The organism is Bacillus sp. FSL K6-1560 (genome assembly GCF_038592935.1).
Taxonomy (GTDB): domain Bacteria; phylum Bacillota; class Bacilli; order Bacillales; family Bacillaceae; genus Bacillus; species Bacillus subtilis.
Genome location: NZ_CP151946.1, coordinates 1,760,170 through 1,778,885, shown reverse-complemented (window position 1 = coordinate 1,778,885; position 18,716 = coordinate 1,760,170). Strand labels below are relative to the sequence as shown.

The 18,716-nt window shown below is 43.8% G+C and carries 24 protein-coding genes; 3 read left to right on the top strand and 21 right to left on the bottom strand.

The window, feature by feature from the left end:
• Positions 1-2: 2 nt before the first annotated feature.
• From spoVAC to ansA, 18 genes are all read right to left on the bottom strand, one after another.
• Entirely contained in the window at positions 3-455 is a 453-nt protein-coding gene (spoVAC, locus tag NYE22_RS09680; protein WP_003223947.1) for a stage V sporulation protein AC, read from the bottom strand.
• A gap of 12 nt (positions 456-467) precedes the next feature.
• The gene (gene spoVAB, locus NYE22_RS09675; RefSeq protein ID WP_003230463.1) at positions 468-893 is read right to left on the bottom strand and encodes a stage V sporulation protein SpoVAB; all 426 of its coding nucleotides are present in this window, start codon (positions 891-893) and stop codon (positions 468-470) included.
• Complete coding sequence (gene spoVAA, locus NYE22_RS09670; protein WP_015714205.1) at positions 883-1,503, bottom strand: stage V sporulation protein SpoVAA; 621 nt, start codon at positions 1,501-1,503, stop codon at positions 883-885. Before spoVAA ends, spoVAB begins: the two co-directional genes overlap by 11 nt.
• 126 nt (positions 1,504-1,629) lie before the next feature.
• The gene (gene sigF, locus NYE22_RS09665) at positions 1,630-2,397 is read right to left on the bottom strand and encodes an RNA polymerase sporulation sigma factor SigF (RefSeq protein ID WP_342412483.1); all 768 of its coding nucleotides are present in this window, start codon (positions 2,395-2,397) and stop codon (positions 1,630-1,632) included.
• An 11-nt stretch (positions 2,398-2,408) separates the two neighbouring features.
• Entirely contained in the window at positions 2,409-2,849 is a 441-nt protein-coding gene (gene spoIIAB, locus NYE22_RS09660) for an anti-sigma F factor (RefSeq protein ID WP_003230452.1), read from the bottom strand.
• Entirely contained in the window at positions 2,846-3,199 is a 354-nt protein-coding gene (spoIIAA, locus tag NYE22_RS09655; RefSeq protein ID WP_003223957.1) for an anti-sigma F factor antagonist, read from the bottom strand. Before spoIIAA ends, spoIIAB begins: the two co-directional genes overlap by 4 nt.
• A gap of 95 nt (positions 3,200-3,294) precedes the next feature.
• Positions 3,295-4,464: a D-alanyl-D-alanine carboxypeptidase DacF gene (dacF, locus tag NYE22_RS09650; RefSeq protein WP_038829775.1), complete on the bottom strand. Its 1,170-nt coding sequence runs from the start codon at positions 4,462-4,464 to the stop codon at positions 3,295-3,297.
• Between the two features lie 154 nt (positions 4,465-4,618).
• A complete protein-coding gene (locus NYE22_RS09645) occupies positions 4,619-5,434 on the bottom strand; it encodes a purine nucleoside phosphorylase I, inosine and guanosine-specific (protein WP_003230447.1) in 816 nt (271 codons plus the stop codon).
• 12 nt (positions 5,435-5,446) lie between these two features.
• The gene (deoB, locus tag NYE22_RS09640; protein WP_015251776.1) at positions 5,447-6,631 is read right to left on the bottom strand and encodes a phosphopentomutase; all 1,185 of its coding nucleotides are present in this window, start codon (positions 6,629-6,631) and stop codon (positions 5,447-5,449) included.
• A gap of 160 nt (positions 6,632-6,791) precedes the next feature.
• On the bottom strand, positions 6,792-7,682 hold the full coding sequence (gene xerD / locus NYE22_RS09635) for a site-specific tyrosine recombinase XerD (protein WP_014480176.1): 891 nt from the start codon (positions 7,680-7,682) through the stop codon (positions 6,792-6,794).
• 7 nt (positions 7,683-7,689) lie between these two features.
• Positions 7,690-7,917 carry a YqzK family protein gene (locus NYE22_RS09630; protein WP_014477240.1) on the bottom strand — a complete coding sequence of 76 codons (228 nt, stop codon included), beginning with the start codon at positions 7,915-7,917 and terminating at the stop codon, positions 7,690-7,692.
• Between the two features lie 123 nt (positions 7,918-8,040).
• Positions 8,041-8,490, bottom strand: coding sequence for a ferric iron uptake transcriptional regulator (gene fur / locus NYE22_RS09625; protein ID WP_003223972.1), 450 nt, complete (start codon positions 8,488-8,490; stop codon positions 8,041-8,043).
• A gap of 112 nt (positions 8,491-8,602) precedes the next feature.
• Positions 8,603-9,247 (bottom strand): stage II sporulation protein M, encoded by a 645-nt coding sequence (gene spoIIM, locus NYE22_RS09620; RefSeq protein WP_004398593.1) that lies wholly within the window; start codon positions 9,245-9,247, stop codon positions 8,603-8,605.
• 100 nt (positions 9,248-9,347) lie between these two features.
• Positions 9,348-9,548 carry a hypothetical protein gene (locus tag NYE22_RS09615; protein ID WP_342412481.1) on the bottom strand — a complete coding sequence of 67 codons (201 nt, stop codon included), beginning with the start codon at positions 9,546-9,548 and terminating at the stop codon, positions 9,348-9,350.
• A gap of 97 nt (positions 9,549-9,645) precedes the next feature.
• Entirely contained in the window at positions 9,646-10,965 is a 1,320-nt protein-coding gene (locus NYE22_RS09610) for an NAD-dependent malic enzyme (RefSeq protein ID WP_004398731.1), read from the bottom strand.
• Positions 10,966-10,982: 17 nt separating this feature from the next.
• Entirely contained in the window at positions 10,983-12,389 is a 1,407-nt protein-coding gene (gene mleN, locus NYE22_RS09605) for a malate-H+/Na+-lactate antiporter MleN (RefSeq protein WP_014480178.1), read from the bottom strand.
• Positions 12,390-12,529: 140 nt separating this feature from the next.
• Positions 12,530-13,957: an aspartate ammonia-lyase gene (gene aspA, locus NYE22_RS09600; protein ID WP_014477246.1), complete on the bottom strand. Its 1,428-nt coding sequence runs from the start codon at positions 13,955-13,957 to the stop codon at positions 12,530-12,532.
• 44 nt (positions 13,958-14,001) lie between these two features.
• A complete protein-coding gene (ansA, locus tag NYE22_RS09595) occupies positions 14,002-14,991 on the bottom strand; it encodes an asparaginase (RefSeq protein WP_004399032.1) in 990 nt (329 codons plus the stop codon).
• 181 nt (positions 14,992-15,172) lie between these two features.
• Between ansA and ansR the strand changes: the two genes are divergently transcribed.
• Complete coding sequence (gene ansR / locus NYE22_RS09590; RefSeq protein WP_004399024.1) at positions 15,173-15,523, top strand: HTH-type transcriptional regulator AnsR; 351 nt, start codon at positions 15,173-15,175, stop codon at positions 15,521-15,523.
• 8 nt (positions 15,524-15,531) lie between these two features.
• Here ansR and NYE22_RS09585 read toward each other — a convergent pair whose 3' ends face one another.
• The gene (locus NYE22_RS09585) at positions 15,532-16,695 is read right to left on the bottom strand and encodes a TIGR00375 family protein (protein ID WP_342412480.1); all 1,164 of its coding nucleotides are present in this window, start codon (positions 16,693-16,695) and stop codon (positions 15,532-15,534) included.
• Positions 16,692-17,249: an ADP-ribose pyrophosphatase gene (gene nudF, locus NYE22_RS09580; RefSeq protein ID WP_342412479.1), complete on the bottom strand. Its 558-nt coding sequence runs from the start codon at positions 17,247-17,249 to the stop codon at positions 16,692-16,694. The genes NYE22_RS09585 and nudF overlap by 4 nt, the downstream gene beginning before the upstream one ends.
• Positions 17,250-17,323: 74 nt before the next feature.
• Here nudF and mciZ point away from each other — a divergent pair, with 74 nt between their 5' ends.
• Positions 17,324-17,446, top strand: coding sequence for a Z-ring formation inhibitor MciZ (gene mciZ, locus NYE22_RS09575; protein WP_003230420.1), 123 nt, complete (start codon positions 17,324-17,326; stop codon positions 17,444-17,446).
• 62 nt (positions 17,447-17,508) lie between these two features.
• Complete coding sequence (locus NYE22_RS09570) at positions 17,509-18,429, top strand: aldo/keto reductase (protein ID WP_021479963.1); 921 nt, start codon at positions 17,509-17,511, stop codon at positions 18,427-18,429.
• 31 nt (positions 18,430-18,460) lie between these two features.
• On the opposite strand, the gene NYE22_RS09565 is transcribed toward NYE22_RS09570, so the two are convergent.
• Positions 18,461-18,685: a YqkE family protein gene (locus NYE22_RS09565; RefSeq protein ID WP_003230416.1), complete on the bottom strand. Its 225-nt coding sequence runs from the start codon at positions 18,683-18,685 to the stop codon at positions 18,461-18,463.
• Positions 18,686-18,716: the final 31 nt, after the last annotated feature.

Here is an 18,716-nt window from a genome sequence, read left to right as displayed (position 1 = left end):
TCCTATGACATCAGTTTCTCAAAAGCAAACCGAATCATTCCAACGATGTATGCAGCTACAACTCCGAAAACAATAACATTTCCTGCCAGTTTAAACATATTTGTCGCTACTCCAAGCACTAATCCTTCGCTTTTATATTCAAGAGCCGCGCTTGCCATACTGTTGGCAAAACCTGTGACAGGTACGGCTGAACCTGCGCCTGCGAATTGTCCGATTCTGTCATAGATGCCGAACCCTGTAAGCAGGGCAGAAATTAATATCAGCGTTGCAGCTGTTGGATTCCCCGCAGTTTTTTCATTGAAATCAAAAAAATGGATATAAAAATTTTGCAGACCTTGCCCGATTGCACAAATCAGTCCGCCCACTAAAAAGGCTTTTACACAGTTCCAGACGTAAGGCGGCTTAGGCTGATATGTTTTCACTTTTGATTTGTAATTTTCTTTTATGTTTGTCATCTTGAAACCTCCTTATGAATGGTCAATAAAGTACAGCCAATGAAATAAGGATCCCGCGATTTTCCCAATCACGATGGCCATTAACAGAATAATGATTTTACTTCTGAGCCCGATTCGTTTTGCCAAAATTGGCAGGACATTTAAAACCTCTGTAAGAGCAGCCGCTAGCATCCCGACGAACAAACCTGCCAGAAGCCCGACCGGCACAGCTATCCATTTTGTTAGATAAAGATGATTCATATGAAGCGTCTCCCATCCCCCGCAAACCGCGCCAAGAATAACAGCCGCTTCATAAGCCTGAACAAATCTCATTGTTTTGGTGAGCTGCATCAGCCGCGGAATGATTCCCATTACGGTTAAAAAAGCAACGAAACCCGCCCCCACCGTTATGCCTCCGCCGAGCCCGACAAAAATAATGAACAATACACTAACGATCATGCAGATCCTTTATGGTTTCTTGATTCTCATGCATGGCCACATATTGATCGAGATCAAGCTGATAGTTAAACATCTCAACCTCCAGCGGGCTGGGCTCTTCATTTAGGCGCTTTTTAAATATGTGGTTAAAAAACACGATCATCCCCAGTCCCAAACCGATGCTGTATGGGATTTGAAGCAAATATGGATAGTCATTCCTCTCTCCGGTTATGATTTCATATAGTGCGATATGAACATCTCTCATGCTTACATCCTCATGAAAGTTCATGATGGCAAGACACGATCCAATAAACAGAAGCAGCCAGACACCGATAAATAGAACCGTTGATAAATTTCGCTTTCGATATTGAATTTCAACAATGGTTTCTGCTCCGCCTACGGTTTGAACATCAAGTGTCGGATCTTGTAAATGAATGGCTCTGAGGACTTGTATGATATCCAGAATTACGATATTTTTATCTTTTTCGCTCACCTGATAAAGCGGCATAGCCGAAAGTTTCTTTTTCAGCTGAAGCTGCCCTTCTATTTGCGCGGCATCTCCAACGGTAATAATATCCCCTGGATGTGCCAGCACCCGGTGGCGAAGCCGGATAAATATTCGTCGTTCCATCATTGATCACCATCTTTCGGTGGTTATATATGTAGTATGTGGTTCGATTTTGTTCTCATTCATCCGCTCGAAAAGACCATAAATTACCACGCTTTTGCACACAAAAAAGCTAGCCTGCACTGCAGACTAGCCATCCGTATGATCCATTTGAACCTTGATCTGTTTTAATATTTTCTTTTCAAGCCTGGAAACCTGCACCTGAGAGATCCCGAGCCGCTCAGCCACCTCGGACTGTGTCTGGTCTTTATAATATCTGAGATAGACGATTAGTTTTTCCCTTTCCTCCAAATCGCTGATTGCTTCTTTCAGCGCAATTTTGTCAAACCATTTTTCTTCTGAGTTGTCAGCGATTTGATCAAGCAGGGTAATCGGATCTCCGTCATTTTCATAAACGGTTTCGTGAATCGAAGATGGAGCCCTTACCGCCTCTTGGGCCAGTACAACATCCTCAGCTTCAATCTCCAAATGGTCAGCGATCTCCTGCACCGTCGGCACTCTGCTCAGTGTTTTCGAAAGCTCATCCTTCGCGCGCCGGATTTTGTTTCCAAGCTCTTTTAATGACCTTGATACCTTTACGGTTCCATCATCACGGATAAATCGTTGGATTTCTCCGATAATCATCGGCACTGCATACGTTGAAAAACGCACATCATAGGTTAAATCAAATTTGTCAACAGATTTTAACAGCCCGATGCAGCCGATCTGGAAGAGATCGTCAGGCTCATATCCTCTGTTTAAAAACCGCTGTACGACAGACCAAACAAGACGCATGTTTTTTTCTATGAGGAGGTCTCTTGCCTGCTGGTCGCCATTTTGGCTTTGTTTGATTAATTCCTTTACTTCATGATCCTTCAGCTGAGCGTTTTTGCCGTTTTTCTTAACCTCCACATCCATAACAAATCTCCTTAATTACAAAGCGCTTTGCTTTTTGATAAGTGCTTTGTTAAGCGAATCGTTGTTCCCATTTCAGGCGATGAATCGATACTGACATCATCCATGAAATTTTCCATAATGGTAAAGCCCATTCCAGAGCGCTCAAGCTCAGGCTTAGTCGTAAATAGAGGCTGACGGGCTTCTTCAAGATCTGTAATGCCTAAGCCTTCATCACGAATAGTCATATATACGACATGATCTTCCAGCGTCACTGAAATGTAAACTTTCCCTTCACAGTTCTCTTCATATCCATGGATAATCGCATTCGTGACAGCCTCTGACACGACTGTTTTGATTTCAGTCAGTTCATCCATTGTCGGGTCCAGCTGAGCTATAAATGAAGCAACTGTCACACGGGCGAACGATTCATTCTGACTGAGGGCAGAAAACTCAAGGTGCATTTCATTTTTCATGATGCCACCCCCAGTGTCAGGAGCGCCTGCTGTTCAGATTGTTCAAATCGGATAATTTTAAACAGACCCGACATATCAAACAATCGCTTCACCGCAGGAGAGATAGCGCAAACAACCATTTCCCCGCCAATTTGCTTAATTTGCTTGTATCTTCCTAAAATAACGCCAAGCCCTGAGCTGTCCATAAAGGAAAGGTCCTCCAAGTTCAGCACGATATGGCGAATATCATCCTTCTCCAATGATTGAGTCACTTTTTGCTTCAGGGTTTCAGCCGTATGGTGATCGAGTTCGCCTGTTAATCGAATACAAAGCACAGATTCTTTGACATGCATGTCAATTCCAAGGCTCATGCTCATTCCTCCTTGATATGATCGGATAATGAGTGTTTCGATTTCGACGGAATGAATTCCTTCACCGTGACAAAACTAGTGGTCATTCGGCATAATTACTTAAATTTTGTCCAGTCTCCCATCGTCCGCTTCAAGAATGTGATAAACCCGGCTTTCTTCATATCTTCTTTTGCAGCAACAGGACTTTCAGCGAGTACTTCTCCATCCTTTTTCAGAACAAGAGTGCCAAGCTCTTGGCCTTTTTGAATCGGAGCACTAATATTGTCCTTCATCTTGATTTCTTTTTTCACATCGTTCATATCCTCGCCTTTTTTCGTCAATATTGAAATCGGCTCAGATGTAGTGAGTTCGATCAATTTTTGTTTCCCTTTTTTGACCTTTACTTTTGCTACTGTTTCATTTCGTTTATATAAAGGATGCGTTTCATACTGGCTAAAGGCGAAGTCAAGCATTTTTGTCACTTGCGCGTTTCTTTCTTTAGGCGTGCTCGCTCCGAATACAACCGCTATGGCCCGCATGTTTCCTTTTTTAGCCGAAGCAGTCAGACAATATTTCGCTTCGCCTGTATAACCTGTTTTTACGCCGTCTACACCAGGATAAAATTTGATAAGGCGATTTGTATTTACAAGCCAAAACTTTTTATCTGTATTTTCACGCAGATAATCTTCATACGTGCCGGTAAACTTCGTAATTGATTCGTATTTCAATAATTCCTTAGCCATGATTGCCATGTCATAAGCAGAGCTGTAGTGTCCTTCCTCGGTCAGTCCTGTTGGGTTTTTAAAGGATGTATTTTTCAATCCCAGCTCTTTTGCTTTTTTATTCATTTTCTTCACAAATTCTTCTTCAGAGCCGGAAATAAATTCAGCCATGGCGACGGAAGCGTCATTTCCCGAAGCGATTGCGATGCCTTTCAGCATTTCTTTGACAGTCATTTCTTCGCCGGGCTCAAGGAATATCTGTGAGCCGCCCATTGACGCCGCATGTTCGCTTGTACGGACCTTATCACTCATTTTGATTTTGCCTTTATCTAAAGCTTCCATAATCAAAAGCATCGTCATAATTTTCGTCATGCTTGCAGGCGCCAGTCTCTCATTGCTGTTCTTGTTGTAAAGCACTTTTCCCGTGTCACGTTCTATCAGCACCGCAGACTTCGCTTCATGAGCAAGCTCCGATGTACGTTTTCCGTCTTGTTTTGCAAATGCAGACGGTGCAAATGTAAGCAGCATTATACCAATCAACAAAGTGGATAAAAGACGTTTCATCTCAAAAGCCCTCCATTTCATAATCCTTTTTATTTTTTCCAAGCGTGATGGTTTTATACGCCACTGATGGAAAATGTTTCGAATTTTGGGCATAAAAAAAGACAGCTGTGTGATATCAGACACAGCTGTCTTTTGGTCCTGCATTGATTCATATTTATTCGTACTGAGCGACGATCGCTTTAACAAGCTTTAAGAATCCAGCTTTTACTTTTTCGGTCACTTCCATAACTTCATCGTGACTTAAAGGCTGATCCAGAATTCCGGCTGCCGCGTTAGAGATGCAGGAAATGCCAAGAACCCGCATTCCCGCATGATTCGCTACAATGACTTCCGGAACAGTAGACATGCCGACTGCATCAGAGCCCATCGTTCTTAAGAAACGGACTTCTGCCGGTGTTTCGTAAGAAGGTCCTGTCACAGCAGTGTACACGCCTTTTTGAATTGGGATATTAAGGTCTTTCGCAATCTTTTCAGCCAGGCTGGACAGATCTTTGTCATAGGCTGAAGACATATCTGGAAATCTGGCGCCGAAATCTGCTTCGTTTGGCCCGATTAACGGGTTTGTTCCCATAAAGTTGATATGATCGGTAATAATCATTAAATCTCCCGCACGGAATTCAGTGTTGACACCGCCTGCGGCATTTGTCACGATCAACGCTTCCACACCGAGCGCTTTCATCACGCGTACAGGGAATGTGACTTTCTCCATTGAGTAGCCTTCATAAAAATGAAAGCGGCCCTGCATTGCAATGACGGAAACTCCTTCAAGAGTGCCAAGCACAAGCTGTCCGGCATGCCCTTCAACAGTAGATACCGGGAATTCAGGTATATCTTCATATTTCAGCTTGACCGGATTTTCGATTTCGTCCGCCAAAATGCCAAGACCTGAGCCTAAAATAAGGCCGATCTTCGGAGATTCCGGCAGGTTTTGTTTAATAAAAGCGGCTGCGCGTTCAATTCTGTCCTTCAAGAAACAGTCCCCCTATTGTAATAAAGATAAAAAGCTTTTCCCGTATTTCGGTTTATTTGTTTGGAAATTATCAGCGATCGTTGCGCCAATATCGGCAAATGTATCTGCAAGCGGCAGCATTTGCGCTTTCTTATGTTTTTTGCTGTAAGCGAGAATCGGCACATACTCGCGTGTATGGTCAGTCCCATGATGAATCGGATCATTGCCGTGGTCGGCTGTAATAATTAACAGATCGTCTTCTCTCATTTTTTCAAACACTTCCGGAAGCCGCGCATCAAATTCTTCAAGCGCGCGTCCGTAGCCTTCAGGGTCACGGCGGTGTCCGAATAACGCGTCAAAATCAACAAGGTTCGCAAAGCTCAGACCCGTAAAGTCTTCTCCCAGCGTATCGATCACCTTGTCCATTCCGTCCATATTAGAAACCGTTCTGCGTGAAGAAGTAATGCCTTCTCCGTCGTAAATATCAGAGATTTTACCGATTGAAATCACATCTAAGCCGCTGTCTTTCAATTCATTCATGACAGTGCGATCAAACGGTTTAAGGGCATAGTCATGGCGGTTTGGCGTCCGTTTGAATTGACCCGGCTCTCCGACGAACGGCCGTGCAATAATGCGGCCAACCATATATTTCGGATCAAGCGTCAGCTCTCTCGCCGTTTCGCAAATGCGATACAGCTCCTCAAGCGGCACAACCTCTTCGTGAGCGGCAATTTGCAGAACAGAGTCAGCAGACGTGTAAACAATTAAAGCCCCTGTCTCCATGTGCTCCTGACCAAGCTCATCCAAAATCGCTGTGCCGGAAGCCGGCTTGTTTCCAATAATTTTGCGGCCAGATCTCTTTTCCAGCTCTTGAAGCAATTCATCAGGAAAGCCTTCCGGGAACACTTTAAATGGTTTATCAATGTATAAACCCATAATCTCCCAATGGCCGGTCATCGTATCTTTTCCGTTTGACGCTTCTTGCATTTTTCCATAGTAGGCAAGCGGATGTTCTGTTTTTTCTACACCTTTGATATCTTCGATAAGACCAAGGCCGAGCTTTGCCATATTCGGCATATGTAATCCGTTCATATGCTCGGCAATATGACCGAGCGTATGAGCGCCTTCATCATTAAAGTCAGCGGCATCCGGCGCTTCGCCGATTCCGACTGAGTCCATCACAATTAAAAACACACGATTATATTTGTATGCAGGCATCTTGAAAGCCTCCTTTTTTTCTATACGTCTATTGTATCGCTAAGAGGTCTGACAACTCAAGTATAAACCGTTTTCATTCCCGTTGACAATGCATTTGGAAATAATGAGAAACTTCAATATTTTCTGTCGCTCTAAACAAAAAAGCCGCAGCCACCTGCGGCTATGCTCGCGGATGAAACTGCTTGTACACATCCTTCAGCCTTGTTTTCGTCACATGCGTATAAATTTGCGTTGTGGATATATCCGCATGACCGAGCATTTCCTGCACCGCTCTTAAATCTGCCCCGTTCTCAAGCAGATGCGTCGCAAAGGAATGCCTTAGCGTATGCGGAGTCAGCTCTTTCTTAATGCCGGCTTCCAACGCGATTTTTTTCAGGTTCTTCCAAAATCCCTGGCGGCTGATCTGTTTGCCGTGATGATTTAAAAAGAGGGCGTCAGATACATTATTTTTTAACAGTTTTCCCCTGGCTTTTGTCATATATTCCTCAATGGCGGAAGCGGCGGCTTCACCAATTGGCACAATCCGTTCTTTTCTTCCTTTGCCGAAGCATCGGACAAACCCCATAGATAAATGAACATCTGTCGTTTTCAACTCAATCATTTCACTGACTCGTATGCCTGTCGCATAAAGCAGCTCCAGCATTGCTTTATCCCGATATCCGAAAGGGCTCGTCAGCTTAGGCGTGTCCAATAATCGCTCGACTTCATTGAGTGCGAGCACCTTCGGAAGCGCCCGTTCCGTCTTTTGTGTTTCGATATGAACGGAAGGGTCCTTATCCGTTACTTTTTCCCTGAGCAGAAATTGATGAAAAGAGCGAATGGATGCCAAATGCCGCGCCGATGTCTTGCCGGATTTCCCCGAGTCCTTCAAATGCTTTAAGTATTGGATAATATGTATGCGGGTAACGTGATTCCAATCTGTAACATGAAGGGTTTCTGTTAAGTAGAGAGAATAGCTTTTCAAGTCACGTTCATAGGATACGATCGTATTTTGAGAGAGCCCTCTCTCTACCATGACGTAGTGGATGAAATCCTTTATTTGATCTTTCACTCTTGATCTACTCCCCGTTTTGGTAAAAAAAGATCAACCGGTCGAGCCATCCGCCTTTTTCATCCTGATCCATTTCAACAACTTTTACAGCGGAGCCTTCCGGTTTATCATACCGATGATAGTTTTCATACTCTTGATTCACCCATATCATAGCATAATAGAACAAAGCGGTAAAACCGGTAAACAGGATGAAAACTTTCAATGCATCGACAGCTGTTTTCAGGAATCTTCCCATGTCCTAATCGATCCTTTCCTATGGTTCCAGTTATATAAACCATATGCCAAATCAGAAAGGTTTTATACATAGAAACAGCAAAAAACCCTTTCCCCATGAGAAAAGGTTCGCGCTCGGCACCGTCTATTCAGTTTCTTTTCCGTTACAGCGGTGGCAAATGCCGTGAAACGTCAATCTATGATCTTTAATCTTAAATTTCCAATCACGTTCAATGATTTCTTCCACGTCTTCAAGCAAATCTTCTTCAATTTCATCAACGGCTCCGCACTCCATGCACACCAAGTGGTGATGAAAGTGAGCTGCGCCCTCTTTCCGAAGGTCGTAACGGGACACACCGTCTCCAAAGTTAATTTTATCTACGACTTTTAATTCAGTTAATAATTCAAGCGTACGGTATACTGTAGCGAGACCGATCTCAGGAGATTTCTCTTTTACGAGGAGGTATACATCTTCTGCGCTTAAATGGTCTTCTTCGTTTTCAAGCAGCACTCTTACTGTCGCTTCACGCTGTGGCGTAAGTTTATAGCTGGATGAGTGCAGTTGTTTCTTAATTCGATCAATACGGTTTTCCATGTCTTTCCCTCCTACGCCGCATTCCATGACTCATTATAACAAAATACGCGCAGAGTTCCAACTATAATTATTATAAACTGATAAATAAAACGGTTTTCTTTTAATAATAATTTTAAAAAAGTCTAGATGTAAGCTTTTCCATTAAAACAGGAGATAAGTATGCTTCAAAGAGAGATGAGATCAGCGCTAAAAACAGAATGACCAGCAGCACAAAGGCATACCGCCCGAACCATTGAATCGGCGCGTCATGCAGGCTTCGTTTCACGAACAGCTGTCTGATTAACTTTAAAGAAAACGCAATTGCACATGTGCCCATAATGAGATAAGCCGGAATCAGCAGCACATTTTGCGGCAAAACGGAGACAAAAGATAGGAAAAACCCGCTTACTCCCATCTGATTGACTAGGAACCCGACAGTAAAGCCGACGACGATCCCTTTCAGAAAGATCATGATGAAAATAATCGGCATTCCAATGACGGAAATTCCCAGTATCCACATCAGGCCTAAATACTTTGCATTATGAAAGATACTTTGCCCAAACATATCAGCTGAACTTGCCTGTTTTCCATCCGAAAGCTGTCCAAAAAATTGACTTAAGTAGTAGTATAAATCTTCTTTCTGGCTGATGGTCATACTGTTGACAATAATCGCGCCAAAGATGACACCCATGAAAAACAGCACTGACACAAATATATAAAGAGAGAGATGATCTTTGACATGCCTGAGAAACATGTCCTTATAAGAGATTTTTCGCATACCGTTTCCTCCCGCCCGTTCTAGTGATTTGATTTAATAGATTGTATGAAAGAAACGGAAAAACATGCCCTTTTTCAAAAAGAAACGATAGAGACGAATGCTAGGCGGCTTTTTGGGGCACAAAAAAATCCTTATCATCAACTGCTGTATGATCATAAGGATTCTTATGCTTCCGTTTATTCAAAATCTCTTTTTTGCTTTTTGTCATTCTTTCATGTGTGCTGCCTCTTGATAATAAGACGTCACGTCCGCCGTTTCTCAATCGATGCTCCCGCTTCTTTTTCGCTTGGCTTTTTGCCATGTGATCACTCCCTTTTTTTTTCATAGTAATGATAACAAAATTGAACAATAATAAGAAAAAAACAGCACCTGCTACGACAGGTGCTGTTTAGCTACATTTATTTCACTGCTGTAAGAGCTGCATGCTCGACAGCTGCTGCTACCGCATGATGGACTTTTGAATCAAGCGGCTGAGGGACAACATCACCTTGTTTAGTGCAAGCTGCGATGGCCTCTGCTGCTGCGACAAGCATATCATGATTAATCTCCGTGCTTTTTGCGTTAAGCGCTCCTCTAAAAATCCCCGGAAAACCGAGTACATTATTAACAGAACGCCCGTCAGCTGCATATGCGGCGCCAGCCTGCAGTGCGGCCTCCGGCTCAATTTCCGGCTTCGGATTCGATAAAGCCAGAATCACTTGACCAGAACGTACAAATGCCGGTTTTATTAAACCCGGAACGCCCGTTGTAGCAATGACAATATCACATGTTTCCATAAGCTCCTCAATACTGGAAACTGCCTGTCCGCCGTATTGTTCGAGACGGTTCATTGCTGACTCTGATTTGTCTGTGCCGTACACAGCATTCACACCATAAGCCATGAACATCCGGCAGATGGCCACGCCTGCTGCGCCAAGGCCGATTTGCCCCACTTTCGCTTCTTTCAGGTCAACTCCCGCACTCCTGCATGCCGAAATGGCAGCTGCCAGCGTCACTACAGCTGTACCATGCTGGTCATCGTGCATAACAGGGATGTTCAGCTCCTCTTTTAGGCGATCCTCGATTTCAAAACAATGCGGCGAACCGATATCCTCAAGAAGGATGCCGCTAAAGCCCGGAGAAATATGTTTTACTGTTTTGATGATTTCTTCAGGATCACTCGTATCAAGCAGTATCGGAATGCCGCTAATGCCCGCCAGCTGATCAAATAAAGCAGCCTTTCCTTCCATGACAGGCATGCCAGCCACAGAGCCGATATTCCCAAGGCCTAAAATTGCAGTTCCATCCGTTACAATTGCAACAGAATTGCTGATCGTTGTATAAATAGAAGCTTTTTCAGGTTCTTTTTCGATCAGTCGGCACACGTCCGCAACACCTGGTGTGTAGACACGTCCCAGCTCTGCCAGTGAACGGATCGGCATTTTGCTTTTCATTTGGATTTTTCCGCCTTCATGTGCGGACAGGACTTCATCAGATACGGTGTGAAGCCTGATCCCTTCTCCGAGGGCCTGTACAGCCGCGATCACTTCCTGAAGCTGTTCTTCATTCTCCACTTGAACGGTAATATTCCGCATTGTGTAATTGGGTCCGACCTTTACCGTCTCCACTTCACCAATATCTCCGCCCAGAAGGCCGATTGCCGTAGCCACCCTTCCAAGATTTCCGGGAACCGAAGGCGTTTCGATCATCAGTGTCCGAATCATGTGTTTCGCTATCATTCAGTGATCCTCCCCTATTAGCCTAGTTTTTCGGCTTTAACTGTATTGTTTTTCGTATACCATATAAATTTTCCTGTATAACCATAGATAATTGCAAGACCTATTGCTACAAAACTGAGCCACATAAACGGCAGATAAGAGAAGGTAGAAACACCTAAAATACCAGCCATGTAAATCCCATTATCAGACCAAGGTACCATCCCCGAAGTCAATGTTCCCCCGACCTCTGAGTTACGTGATAACACTCTTCTGTCCAGATGCAAGCGATCATAGCTGTCTTCCATAATTTTCGGAGTCAAAATAAGAGATACATACATCGCACAGCCGAAGATGTTCGCTAAAAACGCTACGATCAGTGTAGACAATGTGACATTGCCGGCTGAAGTTAATTTCTTTTCAAACGTTGAAACAATGACTTTTAACACGCCGAGTTTCTCAAGCAGACCGCCAAAACCAAGGCCAAAGATGATGACGACGAGAGAATCAAGCATACCGACAATTCCACCGCGGTTTAACAAGCCGTTCAAAAATTCAACATCAGTTTTAATAGAGAAACCGTTGTACGCAGTTGCAATCGCATGGGCAATATCCATTCCTTGGAAAACAACAGCCCAGATTGCACCGAGTAAAGCGCCAATTACGATAACCGGCATAGATGGCTTTTTCATCGCCAATAAGACTATGACGACAACTGCCGGGATCAGCATCCAAATATGAATGTCAAACGTGTTTTGCAAAGATGATTTTAAGAATTCAACTTTATCAAGATCAATATTTTTCCCGCCGTACATAAATCCAACAACTGTAAAGAGTATAGCTGTAATGACATAAGCAGGTATTGATAAATAAAGCATTGCTCTCACGTGAGCCAATACATCGACTTTTGATAGTGAAGAAGCTAGAACTGTACTGTCAGACAGCGGAGACAGCTTGTCCCCGAAATAAGCACCTGAAAGAATAGCTCCCGCTACTAGAGGAAGCGGAATGCCTAAACCCTCTCCAATTGCGATCATGGCAATGCCGGCAGTTCCGACTGTTCCCCATGACGTTCCTGTTGCCACAGACATAATGGAACAAATAATTAACGTTGCCAGTAAAAAGATACTTGGGTGAATAAATTCCAGTCCGTAATAAATCAAAGTCGGCACAACGCCTCCGGCAATCCATGTTCCGATGAGCGCCCCAACTGAAACGAGAATCAGTACAGCTTCAAGGCCATTTGATATCCCATGTACAATCGCATTTTGTAAATCTTTATAAGAATAACCGAGTCTTATACCTAAAAGCATTGCAATAAACCATGAAACAAAAAGCGCCAGCTGTATCGGCAAGTCGAGAAAGACTGTAAACGATAGAACAAGTGCTAAAAATACTCCTAGTACAATAATAATTTCAAATAGTGTTGGCAATCTTACATCCTTCAAAAGAAGTCCCCCTTCATGTAAAAGCTAAAACGCTTTCAATATATAGTGCAACACGTATACTATACTTCCTCATCCCTATGTTGTAAACAGCTTATTCATCCGACTATTCGGAGATGAATAAGCTGTATTTTATACAAATTTTATTTTTCTAATAGTTCTTTCCCTGCGATACCTGGTTTGGTCATCTCATATGGGTTTAAAATAATATCCAATTCTTCTTCAGTCAGCACATCATGCTGCAGGCAAAGGTCACGGACTGATTGGCCTGTCATAATCGCTTCCCGGGCAATTCTGGCAGCCGCTTCATATCCAAGATGCGGATTGACAGCTGTGATCACGCCTGCGCTTTTTTCTACGTATTGCTTCAACCGCTTTTCGTTGGCTTCAATGCCCTTTAAGCAGTTGTCAGTGAACGAACGGAAGCCGTTGTTCATGATGCTGATGGATTGAAGCAAATTAAAGACAAGCACGGGCTCCATGACGTTCAACTCAAGCTGGCCGGCTTCTGAAGCAAGGCAGATTGTATTGTCGTTTCCGATAACCTGGAACGCAATTTGGTTGATCAGCTCCGCCATAACCGGATTGACTTTCCCCGGCATAATAGATGAACCCGGCTGACGTGCAGGCAGAGAAATTTCCGCAAGTCCGGCGCGCGGTCCCGACGCCATTAAGCGCAGGTCGTTTGCGATCTTCGACATGTTCATCATGCAGACTTTTAATGAAGCTGATACCTCTGTATAGGCATCTGTATTTTGTGTCGCATCAACAAGATGGTCAGCGCCGACAAGAGGAAGCCCGCTAATATCAGCAAGGTGCTTTACTACCTGTTTGATATATTCAGGATCAGCGTTCAGCCCTGTACCAACAGCAGTTGCGCCCATGTTGACTTCATATAGGTGCTGGCGCGATTGCTTGATTCGTTTGATATCACGCTCGAGAACACGGCTGTAAGCTTCGAATTCCTGGCCAAGACGGATCGGAACCGCATCTTGAAGGTGTGTCCGGCCCATTTTAATAACAGAGTCAAACTCCTGTGCTTTTTGCTTAAACACACTATGCATATCTTCCATTGTTTTCAGCAGTTTTTCCAAGAGCTTCAATGTGGAAATATGAATAGCAGTCGGGAACACATCGTTCGTAGACTGTGACATGTTCACATGTGTGTTTGGACTTAAATGGATATAATCTCCCTTTTTGTGGCCCATGATTTCAAGCGCCCGGTTTCCGATAACCTCATTCGCATTCATGTTCATAGAAGTTCCGGCACCGCCCTGAATCGGATCGACGATAAACTGATCGTGCCACTTGCCTTCCAGAATCTCGTCAGCGGCTTGTACGATAGCTTGGCCAATTCCTTCATACAGCCGTTTCACGTCCATGTTGGCAAGAGCCGCAGCTTTTTTCACAATCGCCAGTGCGTTAATCATTTCCTCATGGATTTTGTATCCTGTGATCGGGAAATTTTCAGAAGCACGGAGCGTCTGAATTCCGTAATAAACGTCTGCCTCAATTTGTTTTTCCCCAAGGAAGTCTTTTTCCACGCGATATTCTTTTTGGCCGTTTAACATAATCTTTAACCTTCTTTCTCTTTGCTGGTTATCGTTTTTACATTTTACAGGACAACGTCATCAGCTATCGGCGTTTCCATAATTCTCTTGACGACAGGAAGATCCGAAGACTGACCTAGCGCCCACATCAATTTTGGCACAATTGCTTCTGTGTTCATATTTCTTGATCGGATAATTAAGTCTTGGTTGACTCTGCGGCCAACCTCGTAAATGCTCATGTCTTCGCCTTCTTCAAGACATTGAGTCGTAATGACGACGACAATGCCGCTTTCGATCAGCTCATTCACTTTTGACAAAATGTCCCTGCCTTCAAACGGCACCCCTCCGCTGCCATAACTCTCAATGACAATTCCTTTGTACATGCTTTTCAGGGCATCAAACATTTCAGGCTTTAAGCCTGGATGCAGCTTCAGCAGACATACATCTGTGCATAGTGAAGTGTCAACTGTGAAGGTGTCGTTCTCAGGTTCCGTTACTTGTTTGTTGTATTCGATCCCGTCTTCATTGATAAAAGCGATATATGGGTAATTGATGCTTTCAAATGCGTCGTAGCTTTTCGTTCTTAATTTGATCGCACGCGTTCCCTGAATGACTCTGCCGTCAAATACAACATAAACGCCGCCCACGCCTTCACAGGCAAATCGAATGGCATCAGTAATATTTTTTTTGGCATCGGTTTTTTGGAACGTGATCGGAATCTGCGAGCCGGTGATGACAATCGGCTTTTTGGCATGCTGCAGCATATACGATAGTGCTGCAGATGTATAGGCCATTGTATCTGTACCGTGAGTAATAACAAACCCGTCATAGGCATCATAATTTTCCTTAACGGCTTCCGCTATTTCCACCCAGTATTCAGGCTGCATATTGGTGCTGTCTATATTCATAAGCGACTGAGTTTCCATTGTGTAATCGTTATCAAGTTTTGATACGTAACTTAATAATTCATCAGCCTTGACTCCGGGAGCCAGCCCATTTTCCCCTTCAACTGAAGCAATCGTTCCCCCAGTTGTCAACATCAATAATTTTTTCATACCATGCACCTCTTCACTGTATCTAAAGATGGGTTGCGAGAAGGCATTCGCTTTTCGCATACTTTTAATGCAATTATAGACACGGAAAATAAAATACGCAAGACATTATTATTCAATTCGCGTACACTTCCTAATACCTATATGATATAATCAGCTCAAGGTGAAAAAGGAGCGGAAGTTCATGAATCTAGATCGTTTAACTGAATTGAGAAAAAAGAAAAATTGGTCGCTTCAATATACAGCTGACCTTCTCGGTATCGCAAAAAGCACATATGCCGGCTACGAGTCAGGCTACCGACGGCCTTCACTTGAAGCGCTTGCCATGCTGGCTGACCTCTTTGACACAACCTGCGATGAACTTTTAGGCCGCGAGAAACAAAAACAGACTGCTCCTCAGGCCATAGAATTGGCCACGTGGAGCAGCCTTGACTTTACCATTTCTGTTGATGGCCAGCCGCTGAGTGAAGATGAAATCATCCAGCTGATTACCTTTATACGCACAAAAAGAAAAGTACAGGAGGAACTGAGTTAATCTTTAGCTCACGGTTTAATTTTACCGTAGGTTCCTCCTCCTCCGGCTTTCAATTCCAGTTTTCCGGATCTCGCTTTTACGATAAGCGCCGCGGTTTTCAGCGGGACAACGCGAGCCAAATCTTCTTCTGCAGCCTCATGAAGAACAGCCATTTCTGTTCCGAAGGCTTTTTTTAGTTTGTCCAGCGTTTTCGGGCCTACACCCGGAACAAATTGCAGCGGGATCTGATGTACATATCGCGGACGCGGGACGCGAACTTCAAGCTGATCACTCAATTCACGCAATCTTTCGCTGACTCCCTTGGTAAATCTGGCATTTCCGCAATTCGCGCACGCTGTTTCCCCGCTTACAGCAGGCTCTCCGCACGCTTCGCAAGCCGTCTGATAATATTTCCCCAATAACGGGTCCAAGCCATAATTTTTGATAATTTTCCTGTCATCTTGTCCCTTTAATGCAAGAGCAAATTCAGTAAAATCAGCTGACTGCACATATAGTTCATTATATTCTCTGCCGATTTTCCCCAACGAATGCGCATCAGAATTTGTTAAAAAAGGATACGGATTCAATTCAGATACCTGTGATGCCATGTCTGTATCACAGCTTAATCCAAGCTCCACCGCGTCTATCATAGATGGATCAAAAACCTCAGTTAAGCTTGATTTAACCCCTTTTCCATATAAGCTTTTATGCGGCGTAAAGATATGGGCGGGGATAAACAAGCCGCCCATATCCTGCACTTTTTTTTGCAGGTTTAAGCCCGTTTCATAAATCCGCTGCGAGCTTAAATGAATATTTTTCAGCCGGGCTGACAGCCAGTTTGAAAACTGTTTCATATCAGACAGCGTCGGCATAAATACGAGCACATGGATCGGTCCGCTACAAGCTTCATCATAAATCTCCAGCTCGCTCCCCAATAAAAGAGTCGTGCTGCGATAACGGATTCCTCCCCCGTCAAGCTCGCGATATTTTCCATATGAAATGCCTTCCTCAAGCTCTAGAATGACTTCCGGAGAATGACAGTCGATAATGCCGAGGAGTTCAATTCCTTTATGTTCACTGGCTTCAACCAAAATTCTGTCCAGCGTTAATGTTTTGGCGCCTGTTATTTTGACAGCCCTTCCTGTAAAGGTCCGGCCGATATGAATGTGCAAATCCGCGTAAATCTTTTTCATTTTTGTGCTTGGAGCGCTTCTTTCAGTTGAAGATACTGAATCGCGTAGGCTGTTTTAGCATCATATACTTCACGCGATTCAACCAGCTTTAGCGCATCTTCAAGCGTCACCTCCATCACTTCAACAAACTCGTCCTCATCAAGCTCCCGTTTTTCTTCAAACACAGAAAGCTCCTCAGCAAGAAAAACGTGAACAATTTCATCTGCAAATCCGGGTGATGTATAAAACGCAGTTATTTTTGTCAGTTTTTTTGCTGTATAACCGGTTTCCTCTTCAAGTTCCCGAAGTGCCGTATACTCCGGCTCCTCACCTTTTTCAAGCTTACCGGCCGGAATTTCAACAATCGTCCGCTCAAGCGGCTTACGGAATTGTTTGACCATGATGATTTTCCCTTCATCTGTGACGGCTAGTACCGCTACAGCTCCAGGGTGTTTCACAATTTCACGTTTACTGGCTTTGCCGTTTGGCAGCTCTACATCCTCGACATAAAGATCAATGACTTTACCCGAAAAGATCTGTTCTTTGGCAATTGTTTTTTCTTCTAATGATTTCATTTCTTCATCTCCCGTTCTGTCTCTATATGATGCCCCATACATTTTATCATACTAGAGCAAAAGGGGGCTTCTTCGTGAAAGTGCACCGCATGCCAAAAGGTGTTGTCTTAGTCGGAAAAGCATGGGAAATTCGGGCGAAGTTAAAAGAGTATGGACGCACATTTCAATATGTGAAAGATTGGATCTCAAAGCCATAAAAGTTGAAACTTTAGCTCCTTTATATTACGGTCAATACAAAGCCTAAAAAAGGAGTGTGCACATGAAAAAGCGCAAATTGGGTACATCTGATTTAGACATTAGTGAAGTCGGACTCGGCTGTATGTCTCTTGGAACTGAAAAAAACAAAGCATTGTCCATTCTGGATGAAGCGATCGAGCTTGGCATCAACTATTTGGACACAGCGGATTTGTATGACCGAGGCCGCAATGAAGAAATTGTCGGTGATGCGATCCAAAACAGACGCCAGGATATTATACTGGCAACAAAAGCGGGAAACCGTTGGGATGACGGAAGCGAGGGCTGGTATTGGGACCCTTCAAAAGCTTACATAAAAGAGGCGGTAAAAAAGAGCCTTACACGTCTGAAAACAGATTATATCGACCTTTATCAGCTTCACGGCGGCACGATAGAGGACAACATTGATGAAACGATCGAAGCGTTTGAGGAATTAAAACAAGAAGGTGTCATCCGCTACTACGGCATTTCTTCCATCCGCCCGAATGTGATTAAAGAATATGTAAAAAAATCAAACATCGTCAGCATTATGATGCAATTCAGCCTGTTTGACAGACGCCCTGAGGAATGGCTCCCGCTTTTAGAGGAACATCAAATCAGCGTAGTCGCCAGAGGTCCTGTTGCCAAAGGGCTCTTAACTGAAAAACCGCTTGATCAAGCTTCAGACAGCATGAAACAAAACGGGTACTTGTCCTATTCATTCGAGGAACTGACAAACGCCCGCAAGGCAATGGAGGAAGTGGCTCCCGATCTTTCCATGACAGAAAAGTCGCTGCAGTATCTGCTAGCACAGCCTGCTGTCGCTTCAGTGATTACAGGCGCCAGTAAGATTGAGCAGTTACGGGAAAATATTCAGGCAGCAAATGCACGGCGTTTAACCGAAGAGGAAATCAAAGCGCTCCAATCTCATGCGAAACAAGACATTTACAAAGCTCATCGCTCATAGCAGAAAAACCAGCACCCGTACGGGTGCTGGTTTATTTATATTGATGCCAATCCATTTGGCTTTCATTTAGGAGTTCTTCAAAGCTCTTATTTTTTTCGATCTCTTTTTTCTTTCTGATCTGTTCTGCTTTTTCTCTTTCCTGCCTCTTTTCATCCTCTTCCTTCAATTGGCTCTTCATCTCCATAAGCTTTGCTTTGATATCGGATTGAAGGCCGTCTTTTAGCTGGTGTTTGTCAGCGGATTTTTGTTTTTTCATTCAGACTTCCCCCATGTTTTGTTTTGAAGAC

Coding starts and splice junctions, on each gene's coding strand:
- NYE22_RS09570 (WP_021479963.1), top strand. CDS start 17,509: ATGAAAAAGCGCAAATTGGGTACATCTGATTTAGACATTAGTGAAGTC.
- spoIIM (WP_004398593.1), bottom strand. CDS start 9,247: ATGCGAAAAATCTCTTATAAGGACATGTTTCTCAGGCATGTCAAAGAT.
- dacF (WP_038829775.1), bottom strand. CDS start 4,464: ATGAAACGTCTTTTATCCACTTTGTTGATTGGTATAATGCTGCTTACA.
- NYE22_RS09610 (WP_004398731.1), bottom strand. CDS start 10,965: ATGATAGCGAAACACATGATTCGGACACTGATGATCGAAACGCCTTCG.
- NYE22_RS09585 (WP_342412480.1), bottom strand. CDS start 16,695: ATGAAAAAGATTTACGCGGATTTGCACATTCATATCGGCCGGACCTTT.
- spoVAA (WP_015714205.1), bottom strand. CDS start 1,503: ATGGAACGACGAATATTTATCCGGCTTCGCCACCGGGTGCTGGCACAT.
- spoIIAA (WP_003223957.1), bottom strand. CDS start 3,199: ATGAGCCTTGGAATTGACATGCATGTCAAAGAATCTGTGCTTTGTATT.
- fur (WP_003223972.1), bottom strand. CDS start 8,490: ATGGAAAACCGTATTGATCGAATTAAGAAACAACTGCACTCATCCAGC.
- sigF (WP_342412483.1), bottom strand. CDS start 2,397: ATGGATGTGGAGGTTAAGAAAAACGGCAAAAACGCTCAGCTGAAGGAT.
- nudF (WP_342412479.1), bottom strand. CDS start 17,249: ATGAAATCATTAGAAGAAAAAACAATTGCCAAAGAACAGATCTTTTCG.
- ansR (WP_004399024.1), top strand. CDS start 15,173: ATGAATCTAGATCGTTTAACTGAATTGAGAAAAAAGAAAAATTGGTCG.
- NYE22_RS09615 (WP_342412481.1), bottom strand. CDS start 9,548: ATGGCAAAAAGCCAAGCGAAAAAGAAGCGGGAGCATCGATTGAGAAAC.
- NYE22_RS09565 (WP_003230416.1), bottom strand. CDS start 18,685: ATGAAAAAACAAAAATCCGCTGACAAACACCAGCTAAAAGACGGCCTT.
- spoVAC (WP_003223947.1), bottom strand. CDS start 455: ATGACAAACATAAAAGAAAATTACAAATCAAAAGTGAAAACATATCAG.
- NYE22_RS09630 (WP_014477240.1), bottom strand. CDS start 7,917: ATGGGAAGATTCCTGAAAACAGCTGTCGATGCATTGAAAGTTTTCATC.
- spoVAB (WP_003230463.1), bottom strand. CDS start 893: ATGATCGTTAGTGTATTGTTCATTATTTTTGTCGGGCTCGGCGGAGGC.
- deoB (WP_015251776.1), bottom strand. CDS start 6,631: ATGCCTGCATACAAATATAATCGTGTGTTTTTAATTGTGATGGACTCA.
- ansA (WP_004399032.1), bottom strand. CDS start 14,991: ATGAAAAAATTATTGATGTTGACAACTGGGGGAACGATTGCTTCAGTT.
- aspA (WP_014477246.1), bottom strand. CDS start 13,957: ATGTTAAACGGCCAAAAAGAATATCGCGTGGAAAAAGACTTCCTTGGG.
- spoIIAB (WP_003230452.1), bottom strand. CDS start 2,849: ATGAAAAATGAAATGCACCTTGAGTTTTCTGCCCTCAGTCAGAATGAA.